Source organism: Achromobacter sp. UBA5777, assembly GCF_002418565.1.
GTDB lineage: Bacteria > Pseudomonadota > Gammaproteobacteria > Burkholderiales > Burkholderiaceae_B > Achromobacter > Achromobacter animicus.
In genome coordinates, this window is sequence record NZ_DIEJ01000014.1 from 1 (window position 1) to 8,884 (window position 8,884).

General features: G+C 63.0%; 8 protein-coding genes. 2 read left to right on the plus strand and 6 right to left on the minus strand.

Annotation, left to right across the window (positions count from 1 at the left end; all coding sequences use genetic code 11):
- Together B3446_RS00640 and B3446_RS00645 are read left to right on the plus strand one after the other, a co-directional pair.
- A partial coding sequence (locus tag B3446_RS00640) for a type IV secretion protein Rhs (RefSeq protein WP_291376604.1) occupies positions 1 to 1,909 on the plus strand: 1,909 nt, incomplete at its 5' end.
- A 43-nt stretch (positions 1,910 to 1,952) separates the two neighbouring features.
- On the plus strand, positions 1,953 to 2,456 hold the full coding sequence (locus B3446_RS00645) for a hypothetical protein (protein ID WP_191579492.1): 504 nt from the start codon (positions 1,953 to 1,955) through the stop codon (positions 2,454 to 2,456).
- 154 nt (positions 2,457 to 2,610) lie between these two features.
- Here the strand turns inward: B3446_RS00645 and B3446_RS00650 are convergent, their stop codons facing one another.
- From B3446_RS00650 to B3446_RS00675, 6 genes are all read right to left on the minus strand, one after another.
- Positions 2,611 to 4,917: a phospholipase effector Tle1 domain-containing protein gene (locus B3446_RS00650; protein ID WP_291376607.1), complete on the minus strand. Its 2,307-nt coding sequence runs from the start codon at positions 4,915 to 4,917 to the stop codon at positions 2,611 to 2,613.
- Positions 4,907 to 5,689: a hypothetical protein gene (locus B3446_RS00655; protein WP_291376608.1), complete on the minus strand. Its 783-nt coding sequence runs from the start codon at positions 5,687 to 5,689 to the stop codon at positions 4,907 to 4,909. Before B3446_RS00655 ends, B3446_RS00650 begins: the two co-directional genes overlap by 11 nt.
- Complete coding sequence (locus tag B3446_RS00660) at positions 5,690 to 6,502, minus strand: hypothetical protein (protein WP_291376609.1); 813 nt, start codon at positions 6,500 to 6,502, stop codon at positions 5,690 to 5,692.
- Between the two features lie 20 nt (positions 6,503 to 6,522).
- A complete protein-coding gene (locus B3446_RS00665) occupies positions 6,523 to 7,302 on the minus strand; it encodes a hypothetical protein (protein WP_291376610.1) in 780 nt (259 codons plus the stop codon).
- Positions 7,295 to 8,275: a DUF4123 domain-containing protein gene (locus B3446_RS00670; RefSeq protein WP_291376611.1), complete on the minus strand. Its 981-nt coding sequence runs from the start codon at positions 8,273 to 8,275 to the stop codon at positions 7,295 to 7,297. Before B3446_RS00670 ends, B3446_RS00665 begins: the two co-directional genes overlap by 8 nt.
- The coding region (locus B3446_RS00675; RefSeq protein ID WP_291376612.1) for a DUF2345 domain-containing protein at positions 8,272 to 8,884 on the minus strand (613 nt) is incomplete at its 5' end. The genes B3446_RS00675 and B3446_RS00670, both read right to left, overlap by 4 nt.

Genomic DNA, 8,884 nt, shown 5'->3' on the forward strand with positions numbered 1-8,884 from the left:
GGGCTTCGGCGCGCTGGCGGCCGGCGGCGGTCTTGCCGCCGTTGCGCAGCAGGCCAGCGCCGCGTCCACGGCAATGTCCGGCGCGTCCACGCTCCTGTCAGGCGGCGTCAGCGCCAACGTCGGCGCCGCCATCGTGCCGGTCATGACGCAGGCGCTGAACGCCGCCGGCGACCGCGCGGCCGCGCTGGGGTCCGCCGTCGACACGCTGTTCACGCTGCCCGACGTCAAGCAGGCCAACATCCCCGCCGTCGCGGGCGCCATCCTCAGCATGCCGGGGCTGTCGTCCTCGTCGGTGCCCGGCGTGATCGGCGCCATCCTGCAATCGCCCACGCTGGCCACGGAAACGCTGCCGAAGGTGGCCGAGGTGCTGATGAAGATCCCGGGGGTGGCGGAATCGCCGCTGCCCCAGATCGCCCGCGATGTGCTGGACACGATCGGCCTGGGTCCGGTCGCACGCACGCAAGGCACCAACCTGCCTGGCGGCATGCCTCCGATGGGCGACGCCGGCCGCGTGGTCCCGAGCGCATCCACCTATCGCGGCCGTCAGGACGGCGCGCGCCTGCAATACGTGAACCTGGAACGCGCCGACGAACGCTGGAACGATGGCAACGCGCTCACCACCACCGAGCGGCAGACCCGGCGCCCCCGCATCCACGTGGAATTCAACCGCCCGGGCGCGCACCGCTTCACCATCACCGTCAAGCCGGATACCGGGAACATCACGTACTCCAGCCGCGAACGCGGCCGCCGCGCCAGCTACCAGGAACCGCACACCAACCCGCGCAGCTACGTCACGGACGCTGACGGCACCCGCATCGTCGATGACATCGACCTGCCCGCCGCCGGCCGGAACGTCTATCTGTTCGAAGTGCGCGACGAACGCGGCCAGCTCATCAAGACCGAACGCGTCGAGACCGCACGCCGGCTGTACGTGCAGGAAGTCATGTGCATGAGCACCCGGCCGGCCAACCATCTGGCCGACGTGACGCCCGTCACCGCAGAGTTCGCGCTGCACGGCATCGACATGATCCAGCTGCCGCGCCTGCAATTCCGTGGCCGCTCTGCAGTGGACGCGGCAGACCACGTGGACTCGCAGCAGGCCATCATGGACGCCGTGCGCCGCGTGTACGCCACCTCGCCCGGCAAACAGCGCGAGCCCTACACGCTGGTGGTGTGCCACGTGGACCGGCTGGCGGCGCCCGGCACCAGCGGCGACATGCGCCTGCCCGTGCCGGCCGGACCGGGCGGCCGCGTGATGACGGTGCCCATCGTCAACGACGACCGCACGCTGGCCAGCCTCTGGTACGAGTTCGACGACAGCGACGACTGGCTCGTCCACGCCCGCTACATCTACACCGACGCGTCTGGCGCGGAACGGTCCATTCCCATCCCGCGCCACCTGATGACGCCGCTGCCCGAAAGCTCGGGCGCCGTCTTCTCCGTGAGGGTCGACCTGACCCAGATCTCGTCCACGCCCCTGAACGGCGTGCTCAACATCCAGTTCAACACGGTGGCCGCCAGCTACGCGGGTCTGGCCATCACCGGCACCAACCTGCTGTTCGTGTCCACGCTGGATCCCTACGTCCCCAACTCGCAGGCGTACCTGACGGAAACGCTGGCCCACGAAATGGGTCACCTGCTCGGCATGGTGCCCAGCGGCCCCGATTGGCCCGGCCTGCGCGACGAAGACCCATCGGCCGACGATTCCAAGCTGGATCCGCCGCAGCACTTCTACTACAACATGGGGGGACACTGCTACTTTGGCCTGCCCAACCGGAATGGCCAGTACAGCAGTGAGATCGGGCAATGCGTGATGTACGGCATCACCTGCGCCAACATCCACTTCTGCCCCAGTTGCAGCAAGGCCGTGCGCAAGGTGGACTGCTCGGAAGGCTGGACCTCATTCTGACGATGCCCCCCTGATCCCCTTCGCTCTCTGACACGACATCGACATGCCCATCATGACTACCGACTGGATCGAGCCCGCCTCCTTTGCCTCGGTGCCCACGCACTCGCAGCAGGAGCACGCCTGCATGCCGCCGCTGCAAGGCTACGACGCGCAGATGCGCATCGCCGCGCCCTCTCGCGTGAAGATTCGCGACGGCAGCACTCTGACGATTCCCATCTGCGCACGCGGCATCCTGCCCGTGATCGACAACCCGCAACTGCCGCGCTTCGTGGCGAAGGACACGCAAACCGGCAAGGTCTACCGCGGCGTCGCGTTCAACTACGTGCGTCCCAAGCTGCCCAATGTCTCGGTGGACCCGCGGGAAGGCGGTCCGCGTCCCCCGAAAATGGCCTTGCCGCCGGGCATGACCGTGGAAACACGGTTCACCACCGACATGGCCGGCGTGCTGCATTTGCCGGCCACGCCGGCCACGTACGAGGTCTACATCGAGGCCGAGGACGTGAAATCGAACATGGTGACGATCGAGGTCGAAGACGGCAAGAAGTGAACCTCGGTAAGAAGTGAACCTCGACCAGAAGTGAAAGCCGGCAAGAAGTGAAAGCCGGCCGGACCCAAGAACCTGCCGGATAGAGAAACCGGCCATACGAACAAAGACGGCCCTGCTCTGCAGGGCCGTCTTTCCATCACCACCACGCCGCCGTTCAGGGCCGCGCAGGCGTCATCTGCCGGATGTTCTGCTCGTTGCGCGCGGCCATTGCCTCCATCTTTTCAGCGTTCTGCATATCCTTGGCGCGCTGATCCATCTCGGCCTTCGCATCGGTCTTGCCGAACACATCCTTGTCGCGCACACGGAAATACATCCGGGTGCTGGCCAGCAGATGGTCAGGCCAACTGCTCAGCATCGCGTCATGCACCAGCCAGTCGAACAGCGTCATGACCTTGGGCGGCAACTGCGTCTTGCGATCGCGCGCGTCGCGCCAGGCGGTCAGCAGTCGCTGCTGCATCGCGCGATCGGCCTTCATATCGGCAAACGGGTCCGGCAGCGACTGAACATAATCGGCGTCGCCAGGCTTTCTGCCAAGGCGCATGTTTTCCATGGCGATCGCATCCTGCTCCCACCTTTCCATGGTGCGAAGCTGCTCGGGGTGGTTGCGTTCCATGTCCTGCCGCCGCTGCTCCGTCGCCGCATCCTGGCGCTCGGCTTCTTCCAGGCCCTTGTACTCTTCTTCCAGGCGCTCCCACAGCGGCAGGAAGCGCTGCGGCGGCGCTTCGCCGCGGCTGGCATTGGCGCGCTCGCGGCGCTCGTTGGCAAGTGCTTCCAGTTCCCGCGCACGCGCCGTGGTCTCGGGCTTGGCAAGCTCCTCGCGCGAAAGCATGCTCAAACGCCTGCGCTCTTCTGCGAGCTCCTGCTCCGGCGTGAAGAAGTCCCGGTCCTGGATCCACGCTTCCGCGGGGTCCGACATCCCGGCGCGAAACACGGGGTCCTGATAACGCACCGCCAGCCAGCGCAGGAAAACTTCCATGTGCGGCGCGAAATCGCAGCCGGGTTCGTATTTGACGATCTCCCGGTAGGCGTCGACCAGTTCCTGGACGTGATAGGTCTGGCCTTCGTCTTCGATCGAGCCGGCCAGGCTCAGCATCCGATAGAGGACCGGATCCCGGGACGCCAGGCTTTCCATGCTGTACAACGCGGCGCCGTTAGCGAGAGCCAGGTTCATCATCTCGCGCAAAGGAACCCGGGATAGCGACGCGCGCGTGCCCAGCGAGCCCTCGGGGGCCACGCCCGTTACATCCCCGCTCGACCCCGGATAGAGATATTGCAGGCCTCGGGTCTTTTCCAGGGAATCCAGCCGCTGATTGCGGCGCAGCTCGTGCGCCGCAGCAAAATGCACGGCCTTCTCCACCGCTGCGGGTACGGTCAGCGTGCGGTCCTTGTGCGTCTGTTTGATCAGGTCCGTGAAGGGAATGACCTCAAGGAACCAGTTTTCTTCCATGATGGAAGCGACGCTGTCGAACAGCCCGAGGAATCGGATGACGATCTTCGCGTCCGGCGCACCATCCTTTCCTACGATGACCAGGTCCGTGTCGTGGCGGCGCTTGTACTTCTTGACGATATCGTTGACGAATTGCTTGGCAATGACCCCGCCGCGATCCGCGCCAAACACGCAGATCTCGATACGCACGACTTTTTCCGTGCCCGCGTTTGACTTCTGATAGGCTTCCTCGAACTGACGCCTGGCCGCATCCAGGCGCGTGTCGACACCGGTTCCCATCAATTCGGCGACGGCGGCATTGTCCCGCACGACCGGCACGCCCTCCAGCAACGTGGCTTTGGCGGCGTTCTTTCCCGCAGTCCAGGCAACCTTCAATGGGTTTTTCTTGAAATCCGACCAGAAGCCGCGAACAGTGGCTTTTGCGCGATTGCGGATTCGCTCTGGGTCCAGGGCATTCCAGATTCTTACCGTCTTCTCAGGAAGCGACTGGACGTCTTTGACGACGTCCTTGTACGCCTTCACCATGGGGTGAAAAGACCCATCCTTGATGGATTGCTTGACAGCCGACTTTGCGCGTCCTGCGGCATCCACATCGGGCACTTCATCGAGACGCGTGATGTTCTTTGCCGCGTCCTGCGCACTGGAGATCGCCTTGTCGGCCACTTTCCCGCCTGCAATCGTCAGCGCGCGAACCACGACGTCAGCCTTTGCGCTCTCGTTAAGCTCGACGCCAAGGCCGGAATAGTAGAACGGAAACCAGTGCTGCTTGTTCGGCCTGTTCTCATCGTCTTCGCTGAAGTGGGCCATCCACAGCCGGCTCACGTTCGACAGGAACGTCGGATTCGCCTCATCGATATCCTTGTTCCGCCCAAAGCCATCGAAGAAGAATCCCATACGCAACGTGAGACCGCATTCGGTGCAGGAATCCTTGGGGTAGGCAGCCTCATTGGCCGCCATGGCCTTCAGGACTGAAGCGGGAGTCCTGTCGACGTCAGGAATCTGATCACTGGACATTCTTCTCTCCAGGAGGCGTGCCGGACGCCTTGATCTGCGAAATCTTTTCGCCCGGCAGGGAAAACACGGCGCGGCCGAAGTCACCCGGCTTGCGATTTGGATCTTTCAAGAGTTTTTCGATCTCGGCATGCTTGTCGAAATCCGAGGCCACGACGAAGTAGAGATACATGTAGCCGCGCATGTCCTCGGGGTCTTCAATGCGATACCGCGTCCAGGCCTGCCTGGTGACCTTTGCGAGAACATGCTTCAACTGGGTCGCGTTCTCGTATCCGGCCAAATCGGCGCCGTACTTCCCGTATAACCAACGCGTGGTTTCCACGATCGGAATTCTGACTTGTCCCGTCAGATTGCGACTCAACGCGAGCTCCATATGCTCGTCAGGATAGATGTGCAATTCCAGATAAAGCGTGCCATCGCCATCGGGCACCTTGGTGGCGGGAAAATGCACCTGTGTTTCCTTCTTGAACATCAAATCGTCGAACTTGTCGTCCAACAGATGTTTGCGCAGCAACTCAGGGTCTCCTCCGCGCCACTTCACCGTAAAGTCGGTCCCTTTGAATGTGTAGCAGCAGGAAACCCGTCCCTCGCCGCCACCCGGCACCAACGTACTGGAACTGACCACGTTGCCCGACTTGTCACTGAGCCGAACCGGCTCCAGATTCCAGGGCGTGTAGTTGTACGCGATGAAGCTGACGCCCTGGTATGTGGGTTCGCCATTGCACCCCGCCAACAGGCCCAGCCACAGCAGTACCCCGATCAAACCCTTACGCATTCATTGCTCCCGAGTTGTTCCGCCATACCCACTTCCGGCATTCTTATCTCCACGTAGTGCACCCGCCGCCTTCAACTGCGCGATCTTCTCTGCTGGCAACGACATCACCGTGTTGCCAAATGCGCCAGGCTTTCGGGCCGGGTCCTTCAAGAGCGCGGCAATCTGCGCGTCCTTGTCGAAGTTCGAGGCCACGATGAAATGGAGATACATGTACGCGCGCAAGTCCTGCGCGTCTTCAAGCCGATAAGACATCCACGCCTGTTTGGTGACCCTGGCAACGTCGTTGGTCAGATAACCTGCACTCTCGTACCCCACCAGCTCATCACGGTATTTCCCATACAACCAGCGAGCGGTATCGACGATTGGAATTCTGACTTGCCCGCGCAACTTGCGGCTCAAGGCAAGTTCCATGTGTTCATCCGGATAGATGTGCAACTCCAGAATCAGCGTTCCATTCCCTTCGGGCACTTTCGTGGCGGGGAAATGCACTGTCGTTTCCTTCTTGAAGATCACCTCGTCGAACTTGCCATCAAACAGGTGTTTTCGGAGCAGGTCGGGATCGCCTCCGCTCCATTTCACGTTGAACTCCGTACCGGAAAACGTATAGCAGCAAGACACGCTTCCCTCGCCGCCGCCCGACGGGAGCGTGCTGGAACTTGCCACGCGACCCGACGCATCGCTGATGCGCACGGGCTCCAGATTCCACGGTGTGTAGTTATACGTAATGAAGCTCACCCCTTGATAAGTGGGCTCGGCGTTGCAGCCGGTCAACAGGCCAAGCCAAAGCAGTACACCGATCAAGCCATTACGCATTCCTTGCTCCCAACTCGTCGTCAGACATCCTTGTCTCCGGGGGCTGTTCCCGCCGCCTTGATCTGCGCGAGCCTGTCCTTGGATAGCTTGGACACCGCCCGGCCCAGATCGCCCGGCTTTCTATTCGGATCCGTCAACAACGCTGCAAGCTTCGAATCCTTGTCGAAATCCGAAGCGACGACAAAATAGAGATACATGTAGCCCCGCATGTCCCCTTCGTCCTCAATCCGATAACGCGTCCAAGCCTGCTTTGTCACCTTCGCGAGCACATACCTCAGCTCGTGAATGCTTCTGTAATTCTCCAGTTCTTCTTTGTGATGCTTGTATAGCCAGCGCGCGGTTTCAACGATGGGAATCCGGACTTGCCCCAACAGTTGACGGCTGAGGGCCAACTCCATGTGCTCGTCTGGATAGATGTGCAATTCCAATATGACGGGTCCATCGCCGGGAGGAGGGCCTTGATCTTGCAGACGCGCCTTCGTCTCTTTGGTGAAGATCACGTCATCGAATTTTCCGTCGTACATATGCTTGCGCATCAAATCGGCGTCGCCACCTCTCCACTTGATCGTGAAGTCAGTACCTTTCAGCGAATAGCAACACGAAACGCTTCCTTCGCCACCCCCTGATGGAATCATGCCGCTTGCGGCCACACCGCCAAACGCATCGGCTATTCGAACGGACTCCAGATCCCAGGGCGTGTAGTTGTAGGTGATGACGCTCACCCCTTGATAAGTGGGCTCGGCGTGGCAGCCGGTCAACAGGCCAAACCAAAGCAGCATGCCGGCCAGCGCTTTACGCATCGCCGCCATCCCTGCCCGCCCGATGCACCGCGTCCCACACCGCATCCGGCACGCCTTCCAGCGCCTTCGCCAGCCCGCCCTCTGCGCCAGGCCGATAGGCGCGCAGCCCGTCGGCGATCAAGGGATGCTCGTCGAAGCGCGGCGAGATCGCCACGCCCCAGGCGACGTAGTCGAACGTGTCCTTATCTCCCGCCACGCCGTGCGCGCGGGCACGTTCCAACTGCTTCTGCACGCGGGGCACCAGCGTGTCCTGATCGGGATTGCCGGGCAGCATGTCTGGATAAAGCCGGCGCAGCTGCACCGCCAGTTTGTCGGGGTAGTCCAGGTCGAACAGCATCTGGTGCTGTTCAGGCGAGAATTTTTCGATACCTTCCGGCCGTGCGGCGGGCAGCCTGCCCGCGCCCGGCAATACAGCCAGCGTGCCATCGCGCAGCGCATAGCGCAGCGTGACGAACGGCCCGGCGAAGCGCGCGCGCTGCTCGGGCGTCCAGACCTGCAACACGCGCGCCAGGATGCGGCTGTCGTACCAATGCAGGAAAAACTCGCTGGCGTCCGGCAGGGCGTAGTCGCAGAACGGACCAAAGTGCGCGATCAGCTTCTCCAGCGGCACGGCGGACGCAAAGCTCATCATCGCGTAACGGCCGCCGGAACGCTCGTGCAGGGCTTCCAGCACGCGCACCAGCACGGTGCTGAAATCCCCATGGCGCGGCCCGCGCAGCACGCCTTGCGACGCGCCGTCCACTTCGATCAGCAGCGGCGCCACGTCGCCGTAGATGTCCAACCCGGTCTGCGCCCAGACCGACCCGAAGCTCAGATCTTCGGTGGCCGTCAGCCGCGCCAGCAGGTCCGGATGGCCGCGGAAGTCGATGATCACGTAAGCGCGCGCGGCCTCGCCATACGGACCGCGGTGATGGGGCAATTCGGCGAACGTGGACAGCAGCGCGTCCTGCCAGGAATATTGCATCGCCGTCATGCCTTGTCGGTGATGGACTGCACGCTTTCCTGGGCGTCAAGAATGCAGGTCTTGCAGACGGTGAATTGCGGGAAGGGATACGGCATCTGCGTCGGCCCGGCGAACTGCTTGTTGCCGGTCTTGACGTCGATGCGCCCCGGCGCCGTCACGGTGATGTTGCCGCCTTCGATCACGATGCTGGCGCCCGCCGCGTTGGCGATGCGGATACGCTGCGGCGACGCGTACTCGATGCCCGCGTTGGCGCTGACTATGCGCAGGTCCTGTTGCGCCTGCACGGTCAGCGTGTCGTGCTGCGAGATGACATCGACCTCGCCGGTGCCGGCGATCAGGTCCAGGCCGGATTCCGCGCCGCCTGTCTGCACGCCGGCCACGATGCCCAGCGCCTGGCCGGTATGCACACGCAGCGAACCGATGACGGCCAGGTTGTGGTCCTGTCCCGACGACCAATGCACGAGTTCGCCGGCCGCCACCTGAACGTTGCGCCCCGCCGCCTGCGTCAGCCCCGCGCGTCCCGCCATCAGCACCAGCGGGTCGGTCAGGTGCGGCACCTTGCCGTCGACGACTTCGGTGTGCTTGGCCGACGCGTCGCCGGCCGCGCCGCCCACGGCC

Bases quoted from the DNA above. Each gene is read 5' to 3' on its own strand.
- B3446_RS00655 (WP_291376608.1), bottom strand. From the start codon at position 5,689: ATGCGTAAGGGTTTGATCGGGGTACTGCTGTGGCTGGGCCTGTTGGCG.
- B3446_RS00650 (WP_291376607.1), bottom strand. From the start codon at position 4,917: ATGTCCAGTGATCAGATTCCTGACGTCGACAGGACTCCCGCTTCAGTC.
- B3446_RS00645 (WP_191579492.1), top strand. From the start codon at position 1,953: ATGCCCATCATGACTACCGACTGGATCGAGCCCGCCTCCTTTGCCTCG.
- B3446_RS00670 (WP_291376611.1), bottom strand. From the start codon at position 8,275: ATGACGGCGATGCAATATTCCTGGCAGGACGCGCTGCTGTCCACGTTC.
- B3446_RS00665 (WP_291376610.1), bottom strand. From the start codon at position 7,302: ATGCGTAAAGCGCTGGCCGGCATGCTGCTTTGGTTTGGCCTGTTGACC.
- B3446_RS00660 (WP_291376609.1), bottom strand. From the start codon at position 6,502: ATGCGTAATGGCTTGATCGGTGTACTGCTTTGGCTTGGCCTGTTGACC.